The organism is Streptomyces sp. CA-106110 (assembly GCF_050936285.1).
Classification (GTDB): domain Bacteria; phylum Actinomycetota; class Actinomycetes; order Streptomycetales; family Streptomycetaceae; genus Streptomyces.
In genome coordinates, this window is the sequence record NZ_JBNJNB010000001.1 from 63462 (window position 1) to 88284 (window position 24823).

Sequence of the window (24823 nt, forward strand, 5' to 3'; positions counted from 1 at the left end):
GGGAACGCGGAAATGCACCACCGAACGGTCGGAGAGCTCATGACCCGGCAGGTCGTCCGGGCACGGCGTGACATGCCGTTCAAGGAGATCGTCAAGCTGCTGGCAGAGAACGACGTCACCGCCGTACCCGTGGTGGACGAACTGGATCGGCCCATGGGCGTGGTGTCCGAGGCAGACCTGCTGCGCAAGTGCGCGGATCAGACCGACCCGTCCGGCCGGACACCGATTCCGCATCTGGAGGCGTGGGAGCAGGCCAAGGCCGAGGGCGCCAGGGCCGAGGAACTGATGTCGGCTCCTGCGGTGTGCGCGCGCCCGGAGTGGAATGTGGTCGAGGCGGCCCGCCTGATGGAGGTGCACAACGTCAAAAGACTTCCGGTGGTGGATGAGACGGACCGGCTGCAGGGCATCGTCAGCCGCAGCGACCTACTGCGGATCTTCCTGCGTCGCGACGACGCCATCCACGACGAGATCACCGGCGATGTGCTGTGGCGGACGATGGGCCTGGCGCCTTCGGAGGTAACCGTCGAGGTACACGAGGGACAGGTCACCCTCGGCGGCTCTGTCGAGTTCAAGAGTCTGATCCCCGTCATCGAGCGGCTGTGCCGGAGCGTTGACGGCGTGGTCTCCGTCTCGGAGCACATCACGCACGGGACCGACGACGCCCGGCGTCCCCCCATCGGCATGTGAGACATCGGGGTCTGGGTACGGAGCAGGGTTGGAGCAACGGCACGCGGCCCTGGAAGACGAACCCGGTTGGCATAGAGCCAGCCGGGCCACGAGGCCTCGAGGCCGAGGCAACCACCCGCCGCACTGCGCCGGGCCGGCCGAAGCCGCTGTCAACCGTGCGTGCTGTCTGTCGCCGTCCCGCCCTGACTGAGTCGAGCCACGTATGGGGAGCCGATCATGCCGCTGCATCAGAGGGACGCGTCCGCGCTGCGGGCCGGTACCGGACTCGATGCTCCTTCACTCCCGCGCGCTGAGGTACGCGAGACCCACACCGCGATCGTGTTCTTCGTCGGTGATCGCGCCTACAAGCTCAAGAAGCCGGTCGATCTAGGGTTCCTGGACTACACCACTGCGGCCGCTCGCCGAGTCGCCTGCGACCGCGAAATCACTCTCAACCGCCGCTTCGCCCCCGACGTCTACCTGGGCCTGGGAGAGATCCGCAGCCCGGACGCGGAGGAACCCGAACCGCTCGTCGTGATGCGCCGCATGCCGGCTGACCGCCGCCTCTCTCAGCTGATACGAGAAGGAGCCGCCGTCGATAACGTACTCCGGGCCGTCGCCCGGCAGCTTGCCACCCGTCACGCAGACGCGCCCCGCAGCCGGGAAGTGGACGAACAAGGCACGCGGGACGCGCTGTCCTCGCGTTGGGAAAGCAGCTTCGCACAGGTCCGGGCCATGGCTGACAACGGCGCTCTGCCCGACGGTGTAGCTGAGGTAGAGCGGCTGGTGCGCCGCTACCTCGCCGGCCGCAAGCATCTGTTCGACACCCGCATCGAGCAAGGGCGGATCGTCGATGGCCACGGCGACCTGCTCGCTGAAGACATCTTCTGCCTGGACGACGGTCCCCGCGTCCTGGACTGTCTGGAGTTCGACGACCACCTTCGCTACGTCGATGGCCTCGACGACGCTGCATTCCTCGCCATGGACCTGGAACAGCTCGGTGCCCCGGAGGCTGCGGCCTACTTCCTCGCTCAGTACAGCGAATACTCCGGCGACCTCGCGCCCCCTTCCCTGTGGCATCACTACGTCGCCTATCGAGCGTTCGTCCGGGCCAAGGTCTCCCTGATCCAGGCACGCCAAGGCGCTCTCGACGCCGAGGCGGCGTCCCGGCGACTGGTCACGACGACGCTACGTCATCTGCGTACCTCGGCAGTCGGTCTGACGCTCGTCGGTGGCCTTCCCGGCAGCGGGAAGTCCACCCTTTCCGGCGCACTGGCCGATCGCCTGGGCGTCACGCTGCTGAGCAGTGACCGCCTCCGCAAGGAGCTGGCGGGTATCCGGCCGGAGGAGTCCGCGGCAGCCGGCTACGGCGAGGGGCTGTACACAGCCGAGTGGTCGGACAAGACCTACTCGACCCTCCTCGACCATGCGTCCGTGCTGCTGTCCTCCGGCGAGTCCGTGGTCCTGGACGCCACCTGGTCCGATGCGAGACAGCGCGAAGCCGCCGTGCGTGTGGCCGAGCGCACCGGCGCAGACCTGGTGGCCCTGCACTGCCAGGCTCCTTGGGACGTGTCGGCAGCTCGCCTGAACGCCCGCGCCCCCGGAGCATCGGACGCCGACCTCGCCGTGGCCACCGTCATGGCATCCAAAGAGCCGCTGTGGCCGGAGGCCGTCACGATCGACACCAGCGGCCCCTTGGAATCCTCGGTCGTCCAGGCGCTGGCTGCCGTACGCCCATGGGGCACCGGTCAGGCACCCGTGTTCCGCCGCCCCTATATGGAGGCGGACTGAGAAGAGAAACGGCAACGCGCCCGCCACGCGGGAACCCACCGCCGGGCCGTCGCTGCGGCCATCCGGGCGCCCCCGGGGTACGAGCAGCCGCTGCGATGTGCGGCATCCCGGTGGATGCTGACAGCGGTGCCGGTCATCGCCGGCGCCCCGGCCGAGGGGCTCGTGCCTTCTCCGGCTGGCACGGGACCTCCACAGGCCCGCGCAGAGGTTCTGCCTACGCATCGTCCCGACGAGGATCAATGGGCTCGGTGCCCGGCTGCGGTCGGTCCTTGACAGCCCTGTCGTCGATGCCATAGTCGATCAACGGTCTGACTGTGACCACGCCGTCCACGCCGTTGGCGAGCCGTTCGGCGATCTGGGCGGTACTGCGCCTCTCGACCTCGCCGCGCAAGGTGACGACACCATCGTGAACCTGGACCTGCACCTCCTGTCCGCTCAGCCGCAGTATCGCTGTCAGTACTTCGTCGCGTATCTCCTCGCGGATCTCCTCGTCGGGGCGCAGGAAGACTCGCAGGAGGTCCGGGCGGCTGACGATGCCGACGATGTGGTCTGCCTCGTCCACGACCACCAGTCGCTTGACGTGGTGGCGGTCCATCTCACGGGCCGCCTGGGCGACCGGCCAGTCGGCGTGAGCGGTGGCCACAGGGGTGGTCATCAGCCCTGCGGCGTTCTCCGCGCGTGCCTTGGTCTTCTCGTGCGGCCACCCGGGAGGTGTTGCCTGCCCACCCATCTCGGACGGTCCGACTTGCTTGCGGAGCAGATCGGCTTCCGACACCAGCCCCATCGGCGCACCATGCTCGTCGGCCACGGGCACTGCGCTGATGCCGTGGCTGGACAGGACGGACGTGATCTCCTTGAACGATGTCTCCGGGCGAACCGTGACGACATCGCGTGTCATCACTTCGCTGACGGTGCTGTGCTGGGTGGTCATCGTCATGTCTCCTTCCCGCCTGCGCGTCGTGCGTCGTGCGTCGGACGATGTTCGCCCCCTGCCTTCCACTGTGCTTCGTAGGTGCGGCCGGGTCCACCAGGTGCACGGTCCGGCGGGCTGCTGCAGTCGGTGCTCCCGACTCCTACAGCACCTGGGAATTCCCCATGCGCAGGCAACGTTCTTTTGAATACGAGGACATGAGGCGCGAGGGCAGCGGAGAGATACCGTGCACCGCGTAATTGGGACCCACAAGAAGTGGGTGGTCCTCCTCTTCCCTACTCTTCTTCGCGCCCCGCTCGGCCAAGGCGCACTGCGGCATGGTGTTCTTGCTCACAGACGGGGGCGAGCGGCATCAACCGAACAGACGCCGAACCCGTAGGGTGTCGACGCGTCGCCACCCGGTCCTGGGCAGGAACAGGCACCCGTCCTCGGCATACCGGCTCCCACGATCCCTGCCCCGCGCCGCCCGGTGGGACGGCAGCTTCGCACCACACGTGGCTCGTTCAGCCCTGCTCCCGGCTTCGGGGTGGTGCCTGGTCACCGCTCCTCCCGGCTCGCGCGCCAGCCGAGTTCTTCCACGACGATGGCCTGATGTTCCGGCCCTCCCACGATTCCGTCTGCGAAACGCAGTACGTCACCTACCTGTGGCTGCATCCTCGCCCCTTCCTGGTCGCCTCCCCGCCTGTACCTGACGCTGCTCAGCATCCCGACGGTGACACGCGCCGTGGCTCACGTCCCGTCGCATAGCGTCGGCACCGCCTGCCTTCCGCGACTACTCCTCCATCAAGCGTGCCCCTCGGAGCAGAAGTGAAGTTGGGCCGATCGGGCACTCATGGGGGACCTGGGGCCCATCGGACCGGGTTTGCGGCGCGCCGGGCTGGAAGAACGGCACGTCGAGCCTCCAGGAGGCCACGTCAAGGCGCCTCGAGCACTACCGAGCAGCAGACAACGGGCTCGAGTGAGGGTCGGACCGGCTCATGCGCAGGCTCCGTCCGCTGGTGAGGGCCATCTCGACGCGTCTTCGTGGCCGTCGGCGCGCGTTCGAGCAAGCCGCAGCTCGCGGCCACCTACTCGCCGGCGGGGCCGATGTGGCGGCCCGTGAGGCGCGTGGGCTGGATCGATACCCACATCTCGCGTTGGCCCCCGGCCCACGGCTTGGTATGGGCTCGTTCAGCCAGCCGGCGTACGGCGTCGGGCTGCGAAACGATGCTGGCCGGGCCTACGACGAGCACGCTCCAACCCTGGCTCATGGCCTCGTCGACTTGATCGACTTCGAAGGCGACGTCCGTTCCCGCGGCCGCCGCGGGGGCCGAGCCAGGGGCAGTACGGAAGACGATCGCGCCGTCGACGACCTCGTAATTTACCGGGATGATCGCCGGGCCGTCCGGGGTAGACACCGCAACGCGCCCCACACCGTGGCTGGCAAGCCGGACGCGGCATTCGTCGAAACTCAGAGGCCGAAGCTCGGGGTGGAGGAGCACCTGGCCCTGGCCGGGCGGCGCCTCGATGCCGACTCCGCGCAGGGACGCGACGGTGGTGCCCAAGGCGCCGGCCAGCCTGCCGAGGGTCGCCAGACTCGGGTCGGCCAGCCGTTCTTCGAGATGGGCGAGGTAGTCGGGCGCCATGCCGGCCCGATCGGCGAGCTCCTCGCGGGACAGCCCTTGCCGCCTGCGTTCGGCCACCACGCGTCGACCGATGGCGCCAGCGCCGCCCGTCACTTCAGGGGGCGTCACCGTGACGCCGCCACCGGCTTCATCCATGCGATGCCCGGAAGGCGCGTGGAACCTGCCGGGCTCGGGCTCGAGGTGACGGACGTGCGCATCGGGCCCGGGGAACATGAGCGTCACCTCACCCGTGTCCGACCAGCGCACGTCGTAAGGAGGTGTTCCGTCCTCGTGGTGGAGTCCGACGATCTCGCCGTCGCGCCTGGCAGCACCGGTCCCCGGACTCTCGATGACGAGTTGGTCACCGAGATGAGCTCGCATGATCGCCACCATCTCCTCACCATGATGCTCTAGCCAACGTGCCACGTACGGCGTGCCGCCGCACGGGATGCGACTCCGGATCCGCGGAGCAGGGAGAACGCAGCACCCTCATGCAGCACCCTTCGCATGCGACCCCAGAGCTTTGGAGGTACTCCTCGTATGAGACGTCGCCGTGTGGCGGCGTGCTGGCCTCCGACGATGGAGGACGGCAGTGATCTGAACGTGCCTTCAGCTTCCTACGAAACGGAGGCGGTCTCCATGAAGCCGGTCGTCACCGTCGGCCTGGACGGTTCACCGGAGAGCCTGACCGCTGCCCGCTGGGCCGCCGACGAAGCCGAGCGGCGGGGACTCACACTGCGCCTGCTGCACGCCTGGCCGTCGCTCGCGCCGGAACCGGTCCATGTCCCCTCGGAGATCGACCAGAACTATTGGGCAAAGCGACTCGTGCACAACGCACAGGCTGAACTTCAGAAGCGCCACCCCCGCCTCACCGTAGTCGGTGACCTGGTGGCCGACGACGCCCAGCACGCGCTGCTGCAAGCGGCGTCGGAGTCCGAGATCACTGTGCTCGGTTCGCGGGGGCTGGAGCTACTCGAAAGCTACTTCATGGGCGACATCAGTATGCCCGTCGTGGCACAGGCCAAGCAGCCGGTGGTCCTGGTCCGGGCCGCGACAGACAAAGAAATGCCGGCGCCCACTGCTCATGCGGCAGGCCATGTTGTGGTGGCGCTGAAACTGCACGGTCCCTGCGACGACCTGCTCGACTTCGCCTTTCACTCCGCCGCGGCACAGGGCGTGCCGCTACGTGCCGTCCACGGCCGAAGCCTGCCTCTCCATGCACACGCGCCCTGGGGCGCGAACCACGACATCACTGAGAACATGAGGCAGGACGCACGGAAGCATCTGAACCAGGCCCTGCGCCCCTGGCGCGAAAAGTATCCGCACGTGGAGGTGGCCGACAGCATCCGTCTCGAAAGTCCCGCGAGGGCGGTTGTAGAGGCCGCCGATGGCGCCGGGATACTGATCGTCGGCCGACGCAGACACCATCCCGTGCTGGGACCCCCTCTCGGCCCTGTGGCGGAAGCTGCCATCCATCACGCACGCTGCCCCGTCGCCGTCGTCCCGCACGACTGAGCTGTGCCCGGCCGAGCTTGTGGACACCGCCCTGGTCTCGCCGACTGGAGTGGCGCGCCACTGCTGCCACAGGGACGGTGGGAAATGGGAGTCAAGCGCGAACGGGCAGGTACATGATGAGGAACAAAGCAGCGCCCGCTCCACGTGTCGTGGTGGGTGTCGACGGCTCAGAGCCGTCAAAGGCAGCCCTCCAGTGGGCGGTCGCCCAGGCGAAGCTGATCGGCGGCGTGGTCGACGCGATCATTGCCTGGGACTTGCCGACGGCCTGGTACGGCCTGGCGCCGCCCGTAGACACGAAACCAGCTGACTACCAGGTTCAGGCGTGCAAGATCCTGGACCGGGCGATCGACGAGGCCCTCGGACCGGGACCGGGACGGCCGGTCGAGCTCCGCCCCATCTCGTCCCACGGACACCCGGCCGCGGTGTTGCTCGAAGCCGCCGCTGGAGCAGAGCTGCTGGTCGTAGGCAACCGTGGGCATGGGGGATTCAAGGAGGCGCTGCTGGGCTCGGTCGGCCAGCACTGCGTGCAGCACGCCCCGTGCCCCGTCGTGGTGATCCGCGGATCCGGCGGAGCCTGAGTCTCGCGACGCCGACGCCAATCGAATCGGAAAGCCGGCCGGCCGGTCGGTCACTGACGCGGGATGGGTGGCCGGCGCAGTCAGGCCCGCGTCACCGTGGAGTGCAGCGCACGGTTCACCGTCATCAGAAGCCCCATCCCCGCCCTACTGCCGTCAGGGCCGGGTGAGGCGCCGCTGTTCCGCGGCAGGCTGTTCATGTGGGGGACGAACGGTCGGCGTAGCGCAACAGTATGCCCGCCCTTGTGCAGACGCAGCTGCTCCTCGGGCACCAGAACCAGTTCGGCCCTCGTGCTCACGAGGGCCGGGGTCAGGGCCGCGTCGGCGCGCTCCTCGCGAACGTCCTGCACACCGTAGGAGCACAGTTCCTGTTCAGCGAAGGCGAGTCGGCACGGGCCCGGCACGACCCACAGGCGCAGGCCCGGCTCGGGATGGTCGTTGAGGCAGGGTGCTTTGACCTGGTTGCACTGCAGGGCTGATGCGACGGCGGGGGAAGTCTTCGGCGATCTTTGTTGCGAGCCACCGGAATTGTGGGGGGGTCGAGACGGTGACATCATCGGCCCTGTTTCGCTGGTCAATGCGTCGACGGCGGCGATGATGGGTCCGGGTCCGTGGGAGTCGACGAGTTCCACGAACGCTGCAGGCCACGGCGGACGGAATCGTGCTCGGCGTAGTCCTGAAGCTCGACCCGTGAGGTGAAGGCAACAAGTTCGGGGTGAGGCGGTCTCGTGACGGCGTCCGTCAGAACAGTGGTCATCGGAATCGGCAATGAGTTCCGGCGGGACGATGGTGTCGGGCACGCACTGATCGCGCTGCTGAGGGAGCGCGCCGTGGCCAGACCGCTGCCGCCGGGCACCGTGGTGCAGGAGTGCGACGGTGATCCTGGGCGACTGATCGGGCTGTGGGAGGCCACCGGTCTGGCTGTTGTCGTGGACGCCTGCTTCCCCTCTCCCGCATGTCCTGGCCGCATTCACCGGTGGGGCCCCGCGCCGGACGCTCTTCTGCGCCGTGCCGGCGCTGGACGCCACAGCACGCACAGGTTCGGTCTGGCCGAGACGGTCCATCTCGCCCGGGGCCTGGGGCGAGGTCCTCGCCGTTTCATCGTCTATGCGGTCGAAGGCGCCGACCGGTCCCAGGGCACAGGGCTGACGCCCCCGGTGGCCGAGGCGGTACGGCCGCTGGCGGAGCGCATCGAGGAGGAGATCGTGCGGCACGCCGAGGCCGCGCGACACAGACCTTCCGCGGATTGACGCGCACCCCCCACGGCGCCCGGCTCAACGAACCCGGCGTCTGCTGCACCCACCTGGGGGACATCGACCCTCCGGTTTGACCGTGCATCAATCGAATTTGATGGTCAGTCAGTACTCTGCGTTCGGGCCGCCCAATGCGGAGGCGTCGTAGACCGATGCCGTTGCCCAGTCCCGACCCGGAGGCCAGGATCGAGAGGAACGAGGATGACCGACCCAGAGAACGCGGGAGCGGCCACTGACCGGCAGCTCGAGGCGGTACTCGACCGGGACGGTCTCGACGCACTGGTGCGTGTCCTCAGGCGGCGCGGCCGTACGGTGATCGGCCCCACGGTTCGTGACCGGGCCATCGTGCTCGCCGAACTGGACTCCGCCGACGATCTGCCGCACGGCTGGGGAGTCGAGCTGGAGGCGGGGCGGTATCGCATCCATCGCAGGACGGATACCGCCATTTTCGCGCACAGTGCGGGGCCGCAATCCTGGAAGTCGTTCCTCCACCCCGAGCGTGTCCGCCAGTGGACCGCCGACCGGGGCGCCGACGGCGGGCTCACAGTGCGCGAGGAGAGATCGGAGAGCGTGTCGTACGCGTTCCTCGGGGTGCGGGCCTGCGATCTGCGGGCCATCCGCATTCTGGACCGTGTGATGATCGGCGGCCGGTTCCCGGACCCCGCCTACGGCTCCCGCCGCACGGGGGCCTTCCTGATCGCTGTCGAGTGCACGGAGCCAGGGGCCACCTGCTTCTGCGTCTCCATGGGCACGGGACCGGCCGTGGACACCGGCTACGACCTCGCCCTCACCGAAGTGCTGGACGAGGGCGGCCACCGGTTCCTGTGCCGCAGCGGCAGCGAGGAGGGCGCCGCCGTGCTTGCCGAACTCCCGCGGCGGACGGCCGATGACACCACCCGCACCGCGGCCGTCGAAGCCGTACAAGGGGCCGCCGAGCACATGGGCCGCTCAATGCCACCTGTCGACCTGCACGCCCTGATGCGCGACACCCTGGAGGCCGACCGCTGGGACGACGTCACCGCCCGCTGCCTGAACTGCGGCAACTGCACGATGGTCTGCCCCACTTGTTTCTGCACCACTACCGAGGACGTCAGCGATCTGACCGGTGACCACGCCGAGCGCTGGCGCCGCTGGGACTCCTGCTACGACCTCGACTTCACCCTGCTGCACGACGGCCCGGTCCGGGCGAGCAAGCGAAGCCGCTACCGGCAGTGGCTGACCCACAAGATCGGCACCTGGCACGACCAGTTCGGCAGCACCGGATGCGTCGGCTGCGGCCGCTGCATCGTGTGGTGCCCCACCGGCATCGACCTTACCGAAGAGGCGCACGCCCTCCACCGGGAGGCCACGGAGAAGAGGGCCTGAATATGAACGCGCGGACGGACTGCGGCCCATGACGGGGCTGCTCGCGTCGCTACCGGTGGAACACCGCGAACAGCTCATGGGACTCGCGCACGAAGTCGAATACCCCAGTTCCAACCGGCTCTTCGAGGAAGGTGGGGAGGCCGACCGCTTCTGGATCATCCGCACGGGAACGGTAGCGCTCGACATCCAAATTCCCGGCCGCGGCCGCGCCGTCGTCGAAACCATCGGCCCGGGTGCCCTGGTGGGCTGGTCATGGCTGTGCCCGCCCCGCCAGTGGCACCTGGGAGCCGAGACCCGAAGCCCCGTGTCCGCCTGGGAGTTCCAGGCCACAGCGGTCCGCGACCTCTGCACCACCCACCCGGCGTTCGGCCTGGCGCTGATCACGATGGTCGCAGAGACGATCGGACACCGGCTACGTGCGACGCGTACCCGACTGCTCGACCTGTACGGCCCACAGACAGGCGGGACGCAGCCATGACGATCGTCCCCCTCGTCCACCGGGTCGCGAGCCGACACCGTGAGACAGCGGACACGGTCACGATCGAGCTGGAACCGGTCGGGAAGTCCCTCCTGCCCTTCACGCCGGGCCAGTACGCCATGGTGTACGCGTTCGGTGTCGGTGAGATCCCGGTCTCCGTGTCCCGCACAGGCGAAGACGGTCGGCTCACCCACACCATCCGCGCAGTGGGCGCCGTCTCGCGTGCGCTGTTCGGTCTGCAACCGGGCGCGGCAGTCGGCGTGCGCGGCCCGTTCGGCACGAGGTGGAACGTGACCGGCGCCCGGGGACATGACCTGCTCGTCGTCGCCGGAGGCATCGGACTCGCCCCACTGCGCCCCCTGATCCACGCCGTCCTGGACGAACACCGCAAGTACGAGCGGCTGAACGTCCTCGCCGGCGCACGGACACCCGACGACCTCCTGTACCAGGACGAGTTCCCCGCCTGGAGACGCCCGTTCGGCGCCGTCACCGTCGACCGCCCCACCGGCGGCTGGACCGGCCGGGTCGGAGTCGTCACCACCCTGCTCGACGAAGCACACTTCACACCGGCGCACACCACCGCGTTCGTCTGCGGCCCCGAAGTCATGATCCGCGCGACCGCCCGCGAACTGATCCACCGTGGGATGCGCCCCGACCGCATCCAGATCTCCCTCGAACGCAACATGCGCTGCGCCACCGGCCACTGCGGACACTGCCAGCTCGGCCCCCTGCTGCTCTGCCGTGACGGCCCAGTCGTCGGCTACGACCTGGCCGAGCCACTGCTGACCGTACGGGAACTTTGAAGGCTCCCCTCCCTGAAGGGAGGGGATTGTCCACCCTCCAGGGTTGAGCGGGGATTCACGGCTCAGGCCGCCTCTTGGTCCAGCGGACCAGGAGGTCTTACGCCCTCGACACCGTCCGGGCTCCAACCTGCCCGGACCAGCATCACGCGGGCGGAGTTCTTGTCCCTGGGGGACACGGCTCCGCACACGGTGCAGGCATACGTTCTCATCGAGAGAGGTAGTGCGTGCTTGGTTCTCGCTCCGCACCGCGCACAGTCCATCGTGGTGTGCGCCGGGTGCACCAGACGGACGTCTCGCGCGTGTTTGCGGCCCATCTCGACCAGGGCACGCTTGGTTGCGGCGATGGCGGCATCGGCCGCCTTGCGGGCCATCGTGGTCTTCGCGAGGAACCTCGGCCGGAAGTCCTCCACCGCAACCCCGTCATGACCGCGCATCACACGCTTGGCCCACTTGCGGCCGGTGTCCTCCCGCTGCCTCGCGATCTTCTTGTGCAGCTTCGCTGCCTGGGCCTGCGCCTTTCGGTAGCCGGCGGATGCGGGCTGTCCCTTCGGACGGCGCCGCCGGGCCATCATCCGCTGGTACCTCGCGAGCCGCTGCGCGGCCCGCTTGCCATACTCGCCATGCGGGAGGTCGTAGGCGTCATCCGTGGTGGTGGCGGTCTCCTTCACACCCCAGTCCACGCCCAGGACGCGGCCCGTGGGGGCGAGCGGCTCAACCTGAGCCGGGACGACGAAGGACGCGTACCAGTGGCCGAGGCTGTCCTGGTACACGCGCACACTGGAGGGGTTCGCGGGCAGCTCCCGCGACCACACCACGCTCACCACGATCCCGCCCGCCAGGTGCAGACGACCGTCTTTGATGCGAAAGCCCCGCCGGGTGTAGTTCAGGCTCGGCCGCGCCTCCCGCTTCTTCTTCCACCTGGGCATCCCCGCCCGACGGTGTGTCGGAAGCCGGTCCTTGATGTCTTTGAGGGCCTTGGCGCGGGCCTTGGCGAAGTCGCGTATCACCTGCTGCTGAGGCACGCTCGCGCCCTCAGCCAGCCACGGCGTCCCCCTGCGGGCCTCGGTCAGCATCTTATCGAGCTGCGCCGGACCACACGTCAGCTTCTCGCCTGTTGCCCTGGCCTGCTGATACACGGCCTTCGACTTGGCCACGCATTCGTTCCAGATCCAGCGGCAGCGATCCCACTCGGCATCGAGCCCGCGCCTGGCCGTGTTCGACAGGCGCACACGGAAGGTGTACCGGGCATGCCCGCTGTCCTTCGCGGTCGCTTCTGTCGTCATACATCCGAACCTACCCGGGAGGACTGACAGTTGAGAGTTCTCGATCATCGTGGGCGACAGCACCGCCGCGCGGGGTCGACACCGGATCGCCCCAACGGCAATCCAGCCATCCCTGCCCTGCTCCGTAGGAGTCCGATTCCTCCCCGGCCTGAAGGCCGGGGCATCCTCGGAGGAACCCGGTGACATGAGCGACCCCGCCCCGAACCCGGAGCCGGCCCGCCCCCGGCTCGGCGTGTTCAAGTTCGCCTCATGCGACGGCTGTCAGCTCACCCTCCTCGACTGCGAGGACGAGTTGCTGGGCATCGCCGACCAGTTGGAGATCGCCCACTTCCTCGAAGCATCCAGCGATGTCGCGCCCGGACCGTACGACCTGGCACTCGTCGAGGGATCGATCTCCACCCCCGAGCACCTGGAACGCATCCAGCACATCCGCGCGGCATCCCGGTACCTCGTCACCATCGGTGCCTGCGCCACGGCCGGAGGAGTCCAGGCACTACGGAACTACGCCGACGTCACGGATTACCTACGGACGGTGTACGCCCGCCCCGACTACATCGAGACCCTCGCCACCTCCACACCCATCTCCGCCCATGTTCCTGTCGACTTCGAACTGCGCGGCTGCCCCATCGACCGCAGCCAGCTCCTGGAGGTCATCACCGCCTTCCTCGCCGGCCGCAAGCCCGGCATCCCGAACCACAGCGTCTGCTTCTCCTGCAAGCAACGCGGCAACGTCTGCGTCCTCGTCGCTCACGGCACGCCCTGCCTCGGTCCCGTTACCCACGCCGGGTGCGGAGCGCTCTGCCCCACCTTCGGGCGTGGCTGCTACGGCTGCTACGGGCCCGCCGGAACCACGAACATCCCTGCCCTCATCCCGGTCTTGCGCCACGACGGAATGAGCGACGAGGACATCGGGAGATTCCTGCACACCTTCAACGTCACCGCCTTCACCGCGGTGGAAGAGGAAGACCTGCCGTGACCGAACCCACCGCCGCATCACGTGTCCTCCGCATCCCGGCGCTCACCCGCGTCGAGGGGGAGGCCGCCCTGCATCTACGGATCACCGACGGCACCGTCACCGAGTCACGGCTGAGCATCTACGAACCCCCTCGCTTCTTCGAGGCCTTCCTCCGCGGCCGCGCCTACACCGAGCCCGTCGACATCACCTCCCGGATCTGCGGGATCTGTCCGGTCGCCTACCAGCTGAGCGCCTGCCGGGCCATCGAAGACGCCTGCGGCCTCGTCGTGGACGGCCAACTCGCCGCCCTGCGCCGCCTGCTGTACTGCGGAGAATGGATCGAGAGCCAGACGCTGCACATCCATCTGCTTCACGCTCCGGACTTCCTCGGCCACGACGATCTGATCGACATGGCACGCACGCACAGGGAGCACGTCGAGCGAGGGCTGCGTCTGAAGCAGACGGGCAACGCCATCATGGAGCTGCTGGGCGGCAGGGCCATCCACCCCATCAACGTCCGCCTCGGCGGCTTCCATCGCACGCCGACCCGCTCCGAACTCCGCCCGCTGACCGAGCGCCTGCGCATCGCCCTCGAAGACGCCTGGGACACCGTGCGCTGGGTCGCCGGCTTCGACTTCCCCGACGCCGAGTGCGACGCCGACCTGCTCGCCCTGGCCGAGCCCGGCACCTACGCCATCGAGTCGGGCGTACCCAGCGTCCTCCCCGCCGACAGGACGTTCCCACCGCGCAGCTTCCCGGTCGGCGAATTCCGGGACCACGTCACCGAGGAACAAGTCTCTTACTCCACGGCCCTGCACTCCCGGCTGGACGGCCGAAGGCACCTCACGGGCGCCCTCGCCCGCTACGCCGTCAACGGCCACCTGCTCTCCCCACTCGCCCTCCAAGCCGCACGGGAGGCCGGACTGAGCGACCCGCCTTCGACCGGCACGCATGACTCCAAGCCGGGCAAAGTCTGCAGAAACCCATACCAGAGCATCCTCGTCCGGGCGGTGGAAGTCCTGTACGCGGTGGAGGAGGCCATCCGGATCATCGACACATACGAGCCCCCACCACGACCGAATGTGGAGGTGCCGCCCCGGTCGGGCGTGGGGCACGGCGCTACCGAGGCACCACGCGGCCTGCTCTACCACCGCTATGCACTCGACAACGGGCGCATCACCGAAGCCTGCCTGCTCCCGCCCACCGCACAGAACCAGGGCGCGATCGAGGAGGATCTGCGCGTACTCGTCCAGGCCGCTCTGACAAGGGGACCGGCGTCCGACGCCGACCTCACCCGCCTGTGCGAACGGGCCATCCGCAACCATGACCCGTGCATCTCGTGCTCCGCCCACTTCCTGGACCTGGACATCTCGCCGGACCCGGTGGTGGGCTGAGGGGTCAGCAGCCAAGCGCCCTTGCATGCTCCCACCGGTACTCCACGTGGCGGCCATGGCACCGACAGCGCCACCGGAGGCTTGGGCGGAGGGGTGGGCCGTTCAGTGGGGCCGACGTGTTCGCCGCGGCTTTGGGGGCGGTGCCGCTCGCGCTGGGTGTGCTCATCGCCAACAGCCAGGCCTACCACGACCTCGGCGGCGACTACTTCCTGCGCCGCAACGACCCCGCCCGACAGGCCTGCCGCCTCATCGGCCAACTCGAAGCCCTCGGCTACCACGTCCAGGCCGATCCCGCCCCAGCCACACAATGGCCGGGGGGAAGACCTGCTGAACGCCGTTTTCTCTTCAGGCCAGCTCGACCTGGAACAACACGGCGGACGGACCGTCGAGGGCATCATTGTCCGTGTAGCAGCGCGTGCTGGCCCTGGCAGCCGCGATCTGGCTCAACTTCCGGACCGGCCAGGCGGTCAGCCGCTCGCTGACCGCCTACGATCACTAATCGTATTCGGGCGGAGTCGTCTAGCGTTCGTGCCAGTGGAGTGATGGCTCGGTTCGGTCCCGGACGGACGCGGGGCTGAGGCCGGGAGCGGTCTCGACGAGTCGCAGGCCGTCGGCGGTGACATCGATGACCCCGAGTTCGGTGATGACGCGATGGACGCAGCGCTGCCCGGTGAGCGGCAGCGAGCACTCGTTCACGATCTTGGGGGCGCCGGCCTTGGTGACGTGTTCCATGAGGACGAGGACACGGCGGGCGCCGTGCACCAGGTCCATGGCGCCGCCCGTGCCCTTGACCATGGCGCCCGGAACGGTCCAGTTGGCGAGGTCGCCACAGACCGAGACCTGCATGGCGCCCAGCACGGCAGTGTCCAGATGCCCGCCGCGGATCATGGCGAACGATGACGCGGAGTCGAAGAACGCGGCTCCGGGCAGGACAGTGACGGTCTCCTTGCCGCGTTGACGAGGTCAGGGTCGACCTCGTTGTCGGTGGGGTAGGGCCCGGTGCCCAGGATGCCTTTTTCCGGGTGGAGGACGACCGAGGAGTCGGGAGGCAGGTGCGTGGGGATGAGGGTGGGCAGGCCGATGCCGAGGTTCACATACGAGTGGGGGCGAGTTCTGCGGCGGCGCGTGCGGCCATTTCCAGGCGGGTCCAGCTCATGGGCGCACGGTCCTGTTCTCGACGGGCTTGTCGGCTGCCTGCCGCGGGGTGAGCGCCACGATTCGCTGGACGAACACGCCCGGAAGGTGCACGTGTAAGGGATCGATGGCACCGGGTTCAACGAGTTCCTCGACTTCCGCAATGGTGATCCGGCCCGCCATGGCGGCCGTCGGGTTGAAGTTCGCCGCGGCGTTGCGGAACACCAGGTTGCCGTGGGTGTCGCCGCGCCGCGCGCACCAGCGCGTAGTCGGTCGTGATGCCGCGCTCCAGGACGTAGGTCCGGCCGTCGAACTCCTGCTGTTCCTTGGGCGCGGAGGCGAGGGCGACGCTCCCGCCGGGGGCGTAGCGTACGGGCAGGCCGCCGTCGGCCACCTGGGTTCCGACTCCGGCGGGGGTGTAGAAGGCGGGGATCCCCGCGTCGCCCCCGCGCAGCCGCTCGGCGAGCGTGCGGTCCGCCAGGCCCGCCAAGGCCGCGAGAACGTGCTCGGCGACGTTCTTTGCCGTCATGAGGGCGATGTCCGGGTCTTCCCACACCTCAGGAACTCCACGCTGCAAGGACCGCTCCTCATCGTGGATCAGCTGGTCTGCTCGCAGGCTGACCTCACGCGCGGCACGGGACACAAGACTGCTGTCCGCAGTGAAGGCCACAAAAGCGACGTTAGGCCGCCCTGGCGTACCGAGCCCGTCAGGGTTCGCGGCCCGGCCCGGCGTGCACACAGGGTTCAGCGGCAGCGCGCGCCGAAACGGGCGCAGATCCTGGGCACCCTGATCAAGGGAATGCCAGGCGAAACCTCGGCCCGCGATTGATCATCCGGGCCGGAAGTCGGTGAGCATGCCGTCGCGGAGTCGTCCACCGATGATGTCCGGGTTCATGCCCAGTAGAGCCGCGGGAAAGCGTCGGCGGTGCGCCGCCACCGCGTAGGGCCTGAACGTCATGGAGTCCTCCAATGGCGCCAACTCCGTGATCGCGTACGGCAAGGGCGGGGAGATCGCCTCGAACCGGCCCGACGAGCAGGAGATGTTCGTCCTGTGCCTGCGCATCCTCCAATCGGCCCTGGTCTTCGTGAACACCCTGATGCTCCAGGACATCCTCGGCGAACCGGAGTGGGCCGACCTCCTCACGCCCGCCGACCGGCGCGGCCTGACCCCGCTGTTCTGGCCCCACGTGCCACCGTACGGGGAGGTGAACCTCGACATGGCCGCCCGCCTGAACCTTGCTTCCACCACGGTGCCCGGACCCCGTGCTGTGGAAGAGACGAACGACAAAGAGCCGGCTGGGGATCGTATGGGCACGTGACCCTGCTCTGAGGGTATTCGGACGTCGTGAAGCGGCTGTTCACATTTGCCGTTGACCGGTGGGCGGAGGCGAAGCGGGCTCGGTTCCGCCAACGCTGACCAGGCCCGTTTCGTAGGCAACGACGACAACTTGTGCGCGATCGCGGAGTCCGAGCTTGGCAAGGATGCGGGAGACGTGGGTCTTGACGGTCGCCTCAGAGAGGCGAAGGCGGTCGGCGAGCTCGGAGTTACTCAGGCCCCGGGCGAGCAGGCCCATGACTTCGAGTTCGCGCGGGGTGAGCGCTGCAAGGTCGCGGTGGACCGCCGTGGTTGCGGAGTCTCGGCGGGCGAACCGCTCGACGAGGCGCCGGGTGATGGCGGGGGCCAGCAGCGCGTCGCCGGTGCGTACCAGGCGGACGGCGGCTGTGAGGTGTTCGGGACTGACGTCCTTGAGGAGGAAGCCGCTGGCTCCGGCGGACAGCGCGGCATAGACGTACCGGTCGAGGTCGAAGGTGGTCAGGATGATCACGCGCAGGCCGTCTGCGCCCATATCGGTGCCGCTGAGGATGCGCCGGGTGGCCTCCAGGCCGTCCATTTCCGGCATTCGGATGTCCATCAGGACCACGTCGGGCAGGGTGCGCCTGATCGCGTCGAGGGCCTCGACGCCATTGTTCGCTTCGGCAACCACTTCGATGCCCTCGGACGCCAGGATCATCCTGAAGCCGGTACGCACCAGCGCCTGGTCATCGGCGACCACCACGCGCAGCGGCTCGCTCACGGTGCCTCCAGGGGTACCAGTGCGGTGACGCGGAAGCCGCCGCGGGGTCGGGGGCCGGTGTGCAGGGTTCCACCGTAGACGGCGAGGCGCTCGCGCAGGCCGATGAGTCCGCGCCCGTTCCCAGCGGTCGCGGAGGTGCTCGGGCGGCCACCGGTGTCGACGACCTCCACGCGCAACTGGTCGGCGGAATATTCGACGATCACTGCCGCCGACGCACCGCTTGCGTGCTTCACGGTGTTCGTCAGCGCTTCCTGCACTACCCGGTAGGCGGCGAGTTCGATGCCGGGCGGGACGGGGCCGGGCTGTCCCCTCAAGGTCAACTCGACCGCCATCCCGGACTGCCGCACCCCTGCGACCAGGGCCTCCAACCGGTTGAGGCCCGGCTGCGGCGTGAGATCCGCCGATGCGTCCGCATCGGGTCCTTCGGCGTCCGTCATGAGCAGTCCCATGACCTGACGCAGCTCGCTCATCGCTGCCCGGCCGCCGTTCTCGACCGCGAGCAGCGCCTCACGGGCCTGGTCGGGGGTCGCATCCATGGCCTTGCGTGCGGCGCCGGCCTGAATGACCATCACGCTGACGTTGTGCGTCACCACGTCGTGCAACTCGCGGGCGATGCGGGCGCGTTCCAGCTCAACCGCCCGGTCCAGCGCCGCGACCTGCTCGCGCTCCAGCGCGGACAGCTGTGCGCGCCCCTCATCGACCCGCCGCCGCCACATGCGAAACTCGTACGCTGCGGCGAAGACCGGGACAAGTACCAGGACCGCGATGACACCGTTGGGGAACTCGGGCAGCTGCGCGTTGGTGAACAGGACTGCCAGGACCGTGGCTGCCACCGGCAGGGTCACCAGCGTCGGCACCCGGTGCGGGCAATAGGCCGCAGCGCTGTAGGCGGCGACGAGGCAGACCATGCCGCTGTAGAAGGCGATATCCCCGGAGTCGCGCATGATCAGCGGAGTCACAGCCATCACGGTCCACAGCACCGCCAGCGGATACCTGCGACGGAGGGCCAAGGACGCCGAGACGAGCGGCACGAGGAGCACTGAGCCGGTCCAGGAGGCAGGCCCAGCCCCCTCATTCATGATCGTGACGTAGCGGATGCCGTCGGCGGCGAGGAGCAGGGCCAACGCTGCGTCGAATGCCCGGCTGCGTCGAGCGGGCCGGGGCAGCCGGCCGATCGGGCGTATCGTGCGGCCGGTCAGTTCACGCAGTCGGTCCGCTGTCGGCAGGTTCACCATCTGCTCATTCTCACCGCTGCTCCCGGCCTGGCGACATCCACCTGGCTGATCACCTGCGATACATCCGTGGACTACATCGCAGGGATGACTCCGGTCGGCCTCACCCTGGCGCGGTACCGGGAATGGCTCCTGAGCTTGACGCCCTGTGCCTGGTGGCGCGCCTAGCGTCGACCAGGCCAGACAGGCCCACCTGGGAGACGACCATGACCACGCCGTTGATCGAACTGTGCGATGTGAGCCGCAGCTACGACGAGGGGCCGCCCGCCCTGCAAGAGGTGTCTTTGACCGTCGCGTCCGGAGAGGCGGTGGCCATCCTCGGTCCGTCCGGCAGCGGCAAATCCACCTTGCTCAACCTGATCGCCGGTCTCGACCGGCCGAGCACGGGCACGGTCACCGTGGCCGGTGTGCGGGTCGACGAGCTCGGCGAGACCAGCTCGGCGCGCTACCGACGGACTAGTGTCGGCATGGTCTTCCAGTTCTTCAACCTTCTGGACGACCTCACGGTTGCCGACAATGTCGTGCTGCCGGCGCAACTGGCCGGGATGGCGCGCGGTGAAGCGGCCAGACGTGCGGCGGAACTACTCCAAGCGCTCGGAATCGACCGGCTTGCCCGCGCCTACCCCGGCCGACTGTCCGGCGGTGAGCGGCAGCGCGTCGCAGTGGCCAGGGCCCTGATGAACCACCCGGCACTGCTGTTGGCGGACGAGCCGACCGGTGCACTGGACACCAAGGCCGGTGAGGATGTCAGGGAGCTGCTCAACGACCTGCACGCCGACGGGCAGACCATCGTCCTGGTTACCCATGATGTTGCGTTGGCGCGAGCCTGCGCGACGCGCACGATCCAGCTCGTCGACGGCCGGATCGCGGCCGACTTCCCGATGGAGACGGCACGATGAGCGCCCTGGGGAAGGTCGTTCGCTCGGGGGTCGGCCGTCGCCGGGTGCAGACGCTGGTGACCGGTCTTGCCGCGATGATGGCGGTGACCGCGTCCGTTCTGGGCGGGTCGCTGCTGGTTGCCTCCAGCGCGCCCTTCGACACTGCTTTCGCCGGGCAGCACGGGGCGCATCTGACCGCGCAGTTCGACGCAGGCAAGGTCACGGCCGGGCAGCTGTCCACCTCCGCCCACGCGTCCGGCGTTACTGCGGCGTCCGGCCCGTTCCCGACCTCGGTGGTCACCCCGCGCGGAGGGCCCAACGCCGGTGCCCTCGCGGGAGTCGACCTGCTCCCGATGACGGTGGTCGGCCGCGCCGATCCCGGCGGCCCCGTCGACGACGTCACCTTGGCGGCGGGGAGGTGGGTGACAGGCCCGGGCCAGATCGTGCTGTCTTTCTCGGGCCCGGGAAATCGCCTGGGCGCCACCCTTGAGGTCCCCGGCCTTCCCGGCAGCCCGACGCTGACCGTGGTCGGCGTGGCCCGCTCGGTCAGCGGCACCGCAGACGGCTGGGTGACACCCTCGCAGATCGCCTCGCTGACCGCGCCCGGCGCCTCTCGCAGGTACCAGATGCTCTACCGCTTCGCCGCGGCTGGCACCACCAAGCAGATCACCGCCGACCGCGCCGCGGTGACGGCAGCGGTCCCGGCGGGAGCGCTGACCGGGGTGCAGTCTTGGCTCAACGTCAAACAAGGCACCGACCGTAACACCGCGCTGTTTGTGCCGTTCCTCATCGCTTTCGGCGTCCTGGGTGTGGTCATGGCAGTGCTCATCGTAGGCAATGCCGTCGCCGGAGCAGTCGGTGTGAGCGTGCGACGGATTGGCATCCTCAAGGCCATCGGCTTCACACCGGCCCAGGTCGTACGGGCCTACACGAGCCAGGCGCTGGTTCCGGCGGCGGTCGGCGCCGCAGTCGGCGTCGTCGCGGGCAACCTCCTCGCCATCCCGGTGCTGTCCACGACCAACCAGGTCTACGGCACGACGGCCTCGGGCGTGGCTCCGTGGGTCGACGTCGCGGTGATCGCCGGGACGCTGGGCCTGGCGGGCGTGACCGCATGGGCAGCGGCACTGCGGGCCGGACGCCTGCGTACCGTCGACGCGCTCGCGGTCGGACGCACCCCTCGTCCCGGCCGGGGCCAGTGGGCGGCCAGGCTGACCGCCAAGCTCCCGCTTCCGCGGCCGGTCAGTCTCGGCCTGGCCCACCCCTTCACCCGTCCCGCCCGCACGGTCGCGATGGCCGCAGCGATCGTGTTCGGCGCCACCGCCGTCACCTTCGCCATCGGCATCGGCAGTTCCTTGAGCCAGGTCCAGGCCGCCAAGAACCACGACACCGCCGACGTCGTCATCGGCCCTGAACGCGCCTCCGGTGGTCCCGGCGCCCTCGCCTCGCAGCCGACCGGGGCCGATCCGGCTGCGGTCACCGCTGCGATCAACGCCCAAGCCGGGACAAAGGCGTACTACGGCACCGCCACAACAGAGGTGACCGTCCCGGGGATCAGGGGTACCAGCACGGTCTTCGCCTTCACCGGCGACGCCTCCGGGGCCGGCTACCGGATGGTCACGGGAAGCTGGTTCCACGGACCTGGCCAGGCCGTCGTGCCGACCACCTTCCTGACTGCCACCGACACCCACATCGGGGACACCGTCACCCTGGACTACCACAACAATGCGATCCCAGTCCGGATCACCGGCGAGGTCTTCGACCCCCACACACAGACCATGGAAGTCCTCACCGACGCCTCCACCCTCGCCCCCGCCGAGCCGGACCTGCGCCCCCTCACCTACTCCATCACGGTCAAGCCCGGCACGGACGTGGTCAGCTACAGCAACGCCCTGAACACCGCGCTGCGCCCCCTGGGCGTCACCATTCAGGCAGACGAGTCCGGTAAGAGCGATGTGATCCTCGCCCTCAACACACTGACCGCAATCCTCACGCTGATGCTCGTCGTCACCGCCGGCCTGGGCGTGCTCAATGCCGTCGTCCTCGATACCCGCGAACGCGTCCACGACCTCGGCGTCCACAAGGCGCTGGGCATGACCCCCCGGCAGACCATCGCCATGGTCATCTCCTCAGTCGTCTTGACCGGCCTGATCGGAGGCGCCATCGGCGTACCGACCGGAGCAGCTCTGCAAGCGTTGACCGTCCCCGCCATGGGACACAGCGCCGGAATCAACATGCCCGCCTCCGTCATCGACGTCTACCACACGCCGGAACTGGTCCTGCTTGGACTCGGCGGCCTGCTCATCGCCGTCCTGGGCGCACTCCTGCCCGCCGGCTGGGCCGCCCGCACTCGCACCGCCACCGCTCTGCGTACCGAATAGGGTGCGGGGCAAAACGACCGGGTGCAGGGTGCTGTCCGCGAGGCACGCGCGGACAGCACCCGAGAAGCGCCGCGGGGTGAGTGTCGGCAAACGTCTGCCGACACTCGGAGACGTGATCGCGAACCCGCAGGTGGACAGTGTCGACAACTCGCGTTGGGAATCAACGTCGGTGAACGGTCCAGCCGATAGATTCCGACACATGCTCATCGGCTACCGCCGCACCTCGACGGCCGACCAGAACCCCGATCATCAGATCGACGCCACTTCTTCGCCACGGCGTCGACCGTGACAACATCCATGTCGACGTCGCCAGCGGTGCGAAGGCGTCCCGCCCGAAACTTGACCCCGTCATACAGCTGCTGCGCGAGGGCGACACACTGAAGGTGACCCGGCTCGACCGGCTCTCCCGCTCCCTGCTGCACCTGGTGACGCTCGGCGCCGAGCTGCGCGAGCGCGGGATCGGGCTGCATGTCATCGAGCAGGCATCGACACGGCCACCATGGAGGGCCGCGCGATGTTCCGACCAGTACGTGCCTGAGTAGTGCTGCTGCCCCTTGTACCAGCGAAACGTCCGCCACGGTCGGGCCTCATGCAGCAGTCCGAGCGGCACCGACTGCCACTCCAAGTCCTCCACCATGGACTCGTCACTGCGTCGGACGCTCAGCCGTACTGGCGTGGCCACCGCTATACTCATCGGGCCGACCCCCGTGTCTTCCGAAGCGGCCCCGTCGGCCGCCGAACGCCGGGGTACACGCACCCAGACGACAACCAGGGCGGTCCTGTACACGAAGCCGTAGGCGGCGGACACGGCGGCGTCGGCCGCCGCGTCGAGGTCGGCGTCGGGCAGTACCAGCATGTGGTTCTTCGCGCTGCCGAGGGCCTGGACGCGCTTGCCGCCGGCGGACGCCCTGCTGTAGACGTGGCGGGCGACCGGTGTGGAGCCCACGAACGACACGGCCGCCACATCCGGGTGGTCGAGCAGCGCGTCCACCGCGACCTTGTCGCCGTGCAGGATGTTGAGCACACCGTCAGGCACCCCGGCCTCGGCCGCGAGCTCCGCGAGGAGCATGGACGCGGACGGGGCCGTGCTGCTCGGCTTGTGGACAAACGTGTTCCCACAGGCGATCGCCATGGGAAACATCCGCATACTGATCATCGCGGGAAAGTTGAACGGTGAGATACCCACGATCACACCGAGCGGCTGGCGGATCGACGCCACGTCGATGCGGCTCGACACCTCCGTGGACGTATCGCCCTTGAGCGCCATGCCAAGCCCGCAGGCAAGTTCGACGATCTCCAGGCCCCGGGCCACCTCGGCCAGCGCGTCCGCGTGGACCTTGCCCTGCTCAGCGGTGATCAGCGCGGCGAGGTCGTCGCGGCGCGCGTCCAGCAGGGCGCGGTAGCGGAACAGGATCGCGATCCGCTGAGCGAGCGGGGACGTACGCCAGGTGGCGTAGGCCTCCTTCGCCGGGGCGACCGCGGCGTCGGCCTCCTCGGCGCCGGCCATCGCCACCTGTGTGGTGACCTCTCCGGTCGTGGGGTCGGTCACGGGGCCCCACGTACCGAAGGCGCCTGAAGCCTCTCCGAAGGGCTTGCCGCCGATCCAGTGGGTGACGGTCTTCATCGGCAAAACTCCTTCAAAGATGACGGCGGCGGCCGTGAGGCTCCTGTCGCCACACCTCACCGGCCTGACTGCGGCCGGACGGGGCCGCGTTGTCAGCCGCAGGCCCGTGCCACCACGCTTGCGGGGGCGGGACTGCTGACTTGGAATCTACGGTTCTAATCTCCACGTAGAGGCAAATGGGAGGCTCGGGGCCCGAAGTGCCTCCCCCAGGTCCCGTACTGTGGTGGCGCGGATCACTCGCATGCCGAGCGCCGCCGCGAGATCGACAAGTAGCGGCTCCCCCGTTGGCGTCGGCGGCCCGGAAGCGATACACGGTCCCGAAGCCTTCGGCGCCGACGGACGACGAACAGACCGCGTTCCCCACCAAACCCGCCGCCTCGGCTTGACGACACAGCAACGTGAGGTGTCTGCCTTCATGCACCGACCGCACCGCCACCACACGATCAGGACCCCCCTTCGACCAGACAAGCCCGTTGATCGGTAAGCGGATGGCTTCTCAGGCCTTGTAGGCGTGTTGAAGCATCACGATGAGGCCGCCGGCAAGGAGGAGGGCGACTGCTCCCAGAACGATGATTTTTGTGTGGTCGCTCATTTTCATACTCGTGTTCCGTGTCGGAAGTTCATGGCAGTCCGCGCCGAGGTCTGCCCGTGGGGCCTGCTGTGTGATCTGCAGACTTCAACCAGCCGGTCACATGGCGTGCGTTGGGGCTGCCAACTGTTGCTTGTTTTCTCATCGAATGTCCCCAACTGTCGTCGTTTGTTGGTGGGTTGGGGGTGTCCGGTCGGCGAGAGCCAAGTCGTTCGGGCGCTCGGATCCTGCGGCGGCAGGTTAAAAACGCCTCATTCGCGGGCTTCGGCCCATCGTCGCCGGGAGCAGCTTGGAGAGGTA

General features: G+C 68.6%; 21 protein-coding genes and 3 pseudogenes. 14 read left to right on the forward strand and 10 right to left on the reverse strand.

What is annotated here, in order from left to right:
• Positions 1–12: 12 nt before the first annotated feature.
• Both ACQEXA_RS00325 and ACQEXA_RS00330 read left to right on the forward strand, forming a co-directional pair.
• Positions 13–687 (forward strand): CBS domain-containing protein, encoded by a 675-nt coding sequence (locus ACQEXA_RS00325; protein ID WP_432938562.1) that lies wholly within the window; start codon positions 13–15, stop codon positions 685–687.
• Positions 688–903: 216 nt separating this feature from the next.
• Positions 904–2457, forward strand: a complete 1554-nt coding sequence (locus ACQEXA_RS00330) for an AAA family ATPase (protein WP_432938559.1) — start codon at positions 904–906, stop codon at positions 2455–2457.
• A gap of 214 nt (positions 2458–2671) precedes the next feature.
• On the opposite strand, the gene ACQEXA_RS00335 is transcribed toward ACQEXA_RS00330, so the two are convergent.
• Positions 2672–3388 (reverse strand): CBS domain-containing protein, encoded by a 717-nt coding sequence (locus ACQEXA_RS00335; protein WP_432938556.1) that lies wholly within the window; start codon positions 3386–3388, stop codon positions 2672–2674.
• A gap of 1067 nt (positions 3389–4455) precedes the next feature.
• On the reverse strand, positions 4456–5373 hold the full coding sequence (locus ACQEXA_RS00340; RefSeq protein WP_433128052.1) for a pyridoxamine 5'-phosphate oxidase family protein: 918 nt from the start codon (positions 5371–5373) through the stop codon (positions 4456–4458).
• 258 nt (positions 5374–5631) lie between these two features.
• Here ACQEXA_RS00340 and ACQEXA_RS00345 point away from each other — a divergent pair, with 258 nt between their 5' ends.
• Together ACQEXA_RS00345 and ACQEXA_RS00350 are read left to right on the forward strand one after the other, a co-directional pair.
• Entirely contained in the window at positions 5632–6507 is an 876-nt protein-coding gene (locus ACQEXA_RS00345; RefSeq protein ID WP_433128054.1) for a universal stress protein, read from the forward strand.
• 116 nt (positions 6508–6623) lie between these two features.
• Positions 6624–7085, forward strand: coding sequence for a universal stress protein (locus ACQEXA_RS00350; RefSeq protein ID WP_432939990.1), 462 nt, complete (start codon positions 6624–6626; stop codon positions 7083–7085).
• An 80-nt stretch (positions 7086–7165) separates the two neighbouring features.
• Here the strand turns inward: ACQEXA_RS00350 and ACQEXA_RS00355 are convergent, their stop codons facing one another.
• Positions 7166–7432, reverse strand: coding sequence for a hypothetical protein (locus ACQEXA_RS00355; protein ID WP_432938550.1), 267 nt, complete (start codon positions 7430–7432; stop codon positions 7166–7168).
• 378 nt (positions 7433–7810) lie between these two features.
• Between ACQEXA_RS00355 and ACQEXA_RS00360 the strand changes: the two genes are divergently transcribed.
• From ACQEXA_RS00360 to ACQEXA_RS00375, 4 genes are all read left to right on the forward strand, one after another.
• Positions 7811–8332 (forward strand): hydrogenase maturation protease, encoded by a 522-nt coding sequence (locus tag ACQEXA_RS00360; protein WP_432938548.1) that lies wholly within the window; start codon positions 7811–7813, stop codon positions 8330–8332.
• A gap of 204 nt (positions 8333–8536) precedes the next feature.
• On the forward strand, positions 8537–9700 hold the full coding sequence (locus ACQEXA_RS00365) for a 4Fe-4S dicluster domain-containing protein (RefSeq protein WP_432938545.1): 1164 nt from the start codon (positions 8537–8539) through the stop codon (positions 9698–9700).
• Positions 9701–9728: 28 nt separating this feature from the next.
• Positions 9729–10178 carry a cyclic nucleotide-binding domain-containing protein gene (locus ACQEXA_RS00370; RefSeq protein ID WP_432938543.1) on the forward strand — a complete coding sequence of 150 codons (450 nt, stop codon included), beginning with the start codon at positions 9729–9731 and terminating at the stop codon, positions 10176–10178.
• The gene (locus ACQEXA_RS00375) at positions 10175–10981 is read left to right on the forward strand and encodes an FAD/NAD(P)-binding protein (protein WP_432938541.1); all 807 of its coding nucleotides are present in this window, start codon (positions 10175–10177) and stop codon (positions 10979–10981) included. The genes ACQEXA_RS00370 and ACQEXA_RS00375 overlap by 4 nt, the downstream gene beginning before the upstream one ends.
• A gap of 62 nt (positions 10982–11043) precedes the next feature.
• Here ACQEXA_RS00375 and ACQEXA_RS00380 read toward each other — a convergent pair whose 3' ends face one another.
• On the reverse strand, positions 11044–12264 hold the full coding sequence (locus ACQEXA_RS00380) for an RNA-guided endonuclease InsQ/TnpB family protein (protein ID WP_433128056.1): 1221 nt from the start codon (positions 12262–12264) through the stop codon (positions 11044–11046).
• Between the two features lie 184 nt (positions 12265–12448).
• On the opposite strand from ACQEXA_RS00380, the gene ACQEXA_RS00385 reads away from it, so the two are divergent.
• The 3 genes and pseudogenes from ACQEXA_RS00385 to ACQEXA_RS00395 form a co-directional block, all read left to right on the forward strand.
• Positions 12449–13240, forward strand: coding sequence for an oxidoreductase (locus tag ACQEXA_RS00385; RefSeq protein ID WP_432938535.1), 792 nt, complete (start codon positions 12449–12451; stop codon positions 13238–13240).
• On the forward strand, positions 13237–14613 hold the full coding sequence (locus tag ACQEXA_RS00390) for a Ni/Fe hydrogenase subunit alpha (protein WP_433128057.1): 1377 nt from the start codon (positions 13237–13239) through the stop codon (positions 14611–14613). Before ACQEXA_RS00385 ends, ACQEXA_RS00390 begins: the two co-directional genes overlap by 4 nt.
• Before the next feature lie 348 nt (positions 14614–14961).
• Positions 14962–15112, forward strand: a pseudogene (locus ACQEXA_RS00395) (IS982 family transposase); the annotation flags it as partial.
• Positions 15113–15132: 20 nt separating this feature from the next.
• Here the strand turns inward: ACQEXA_RS00395 and ACQEXA_RS00400 are convergent.
• From ACQEXA_RS00400 to ACQEXA_RS00410, 3 genes and pseudogenes are all read right to left on the reverse strand, one after another.
• Positions 15133–15769, reverse strand: a pseudogene (locus ACQEXA_RS00400) (3-oxoacid CoA-transferase subunit B).
• Positions 15766–16216 (reverse strand): annotated as a pseudogene (locus ACQEXA_RS00405) (CoA transferase subunit A); the annotation flags it as partial. The pseudogenes ACQEXA_RS00400 and ACQEXA_RS00405, both read right to left, overlap by 4 nt.
• Positions 16217–16576: 360 nt before the next feature.
• Positions 16577–16705 (reverse strand): hypothetical protein, encoded by a 129-nt coding sequence (locus ACQEXA_RS00410; RefSeq protein WP_432938530.1) that lies wholly within the window; start codon positions 16703–16705, stop codon positions 16577–16579.
• Here ACQEXA_RS00410 and ACQEXA_RS00415 point away from each other — a divergent pair.
• A complete protein-coding gene (locus ACQEXA_RS00415; RefSeq protein ID WP_432938527.1) occupies positions 16704–17066 on the forward strand; it encodes a Tn3 family transposase in 363 nt (120 codons plus the stop codon). The two genes, ACQEXA_RS00410 and ACQEXA_RS00415, sit on opposite strands and share 2 nt — an antisense overlap.
• A 39-nt stretch (positions 17067–17105) precedes the next feature.
• On the opposite strand, the gene ACQEXA_RS00420 is transcribed toward ACQEXA_RS00415, so the two are convergent.
• Complete coding sequence (locus tag ACQEXA_RS00420) at positions 17106–17822, reverse strand: response regulator (protein WP_432938524.1); 717 nt, start codon at positions 17820–17822, stop codon at positions 17106–17108.
• Complete coding sequence (locus ACQEXA_RS00425) at positions 17819–19057, reverse strand: sensor histidine kinase (protein ID WP_433128059.1); 1239 nt, start codon at positions 19055–19057, stop codon at positions 17819–17821. The genes ACQEXA_RS00420 and ACQEXA_RS00425 overlap by 4 nt, the downstream gene beginning before the upstream one ends.
• Positions 19058–19260: 203 nt before the next feature.
• On the opposite strand from ACQEXA_RS00425, the gene ACQEXA_RS00430 reads away from it, so the two are divergent.
• Positions 19261–19953, forward strand: coding sequence for an ABC transporter ATP-binding protein (locus ACQEXA_RS00430; RefSeq protein WP_432938519.1), 693 nt, complete (start codon positions 19261–19263; stop codon positions 19951–19953).
• Positions 19950–22310, forward strand: a complete 2361-nt coding sequence (locus ACQEXA_RS00435; protein ID WP_433128061.1) for an FtsX-like permease family protein — start codon at positions 19950–19952, stop codon at positions 22308–22310. Before ACQEXA_RS00430 ends, ACQEXA_RS00435 begins: the two co-directional genes overlap by 4 nt.
• Positions 22311–22470: 160 nt before the next feature.
• On the opposite strand, the gene ACQEXA_RS00440 is transcribed toward ACQEXA_RS00435, so the two are convergent.
• Positions 22471–23934 (reverse strand): aldehyde dehydrogenase family protein, encoded by a 1464-nt coding sequence (locus ACQEXA_RS00440; RefSeq protein ID WP_433128063.1) that lies wholly within the window; start codon positions 23932–23934, stop codon positions 22471–22473.
• Positions 23935–24823 lie beyond the last annotated feature (889 nt).

Excerpts from the sequence above, each read along its gene's own strand:
- ACQEXA_RS00350 (WP_432939990.1), top strand. The coding sequence starts at position 6,624 with ATGAGGAACAAAGCAGCGCCCGCTCCACGTGTCGTGGTGGGTGTCGAC.
- ACQEXA_RS00380 (WP_433128056.1), bottom strand. The coding sequence starts at position 12,264 with ATGACGACAGAAGCGACCGCGAAGGACAGCGGGCATGCCCGGTACACC.
- ACQEXA_RS00385 (WP_432938535.1), top strand. The coding sequence starts at position 12,449 with ATGAGCGACCCCGCCCCGAACCCGGAGCCGGCCCGCCCCCGGCTCGGC.
- ACQEXA_RS00370 (WP_432938543.1), top strand. The coding sequence starts at position 9,729 with ATGACGGGGCTGCTCGCGTCGCTACCGGTGGAACACCGCGAACAGCTC.
- ACQEXA_RS00330 (WP_432938559.1), top strand. The coding sequence starts at position 904 with ATGCCGCTGCATCAGAGGGACGCGTCCGCGCTGCGGGCCGGTACCGGA.
- ACQEXA_RS00325 (WP_432938562.1), top strand. The coding sequence starts at position 13 with ATGCACCACCGAACGGTCGGAGAGCTCATGACCCGGCAGGTCGTCCGG.
- ACQEXA_RS00365 (WP_432938545.1), top strand. The coding sequence starts at position 8,537 with ATGACCGACCCAGAGAACGCGGGAGCGGCCACTGACCGGCAGCTCGAG.
- ACQEXA_RS00430 (WP_432938519.1), top strand. The coding sequence starts at position 19,261 with ATGACCACGCCGTTGATCGAACTGTGCGATGTGAGCCGCAGCTACGAC.
- ACQEXA_RS00345 (WP_433128054.1), top strand. The coding sequence starts at position 5,632 with ATGAAGCCGGTCGTCACCGTCGGCCTGGACGGTTCACCGGAGAGCCTG.
- ACQEXA_RS00375 (WP_432938541.1), top strand. The coding sequence starts at position 10,175 with ATGACGATCGTCCCCCTCGTCCACCGGGTCGCGAGCCGACACCGTGAG.
- ACQEXA_RS00440 (WP_433128063.1), bottom strand. The coding sequence starts at position 23,934 with ATGAAGACCGTCACCCACTGGATCGGCGGCAAGCCCTTCGGAGAGGCT.
- ACQEXA_RS00410 (WP_432938530.1), bottom strand. The coding sequence starts at position 16,705 with ATGACGTTCAGGCCCTACGCGGTGGCGGCGCACCGCCGACGCTTTCCC.
- ACQEXA_RS00435 (WP_433128061.1), top strand. The coding sequence starts at position 19,950 with ATGAGCGCCCTGGGGAAGGTCGTTCGCTCGGGGGTCGGCCGTCGCCGG.
- ACQEXA_RS00340 (WP_433128052.1), bottom strand. The coding sequence starts at position 5,373 with ATGCGAGCTCATCTCGGTGACCAACTCGTCATCGAGAGTCCGGGGACC.
- ACQEXA_RS00425 (WP_433128059.1), bottom strand. The coding sequence starts at position 19,057 with ATGGTGAACCTGCCGACAGCGGACCGACTGCGTGAACTGACCGGCCGC.
- ACQEXA_RS00335 (WP_432938556.1), bottom strand. The coding sequence starts at position 3,388 with ATGACCACCCAGCACAGCACCGTCAGCGAAGTGATGACACGCGATGTC.
- ACQEXA_RS00415 (WP_432938527.1), top strand. The coding sequence starts at position 16,704 with ATGGAGTCCTCCAATGGCGCCAACTCCGTGATCGCGTACGGCAAGGGC.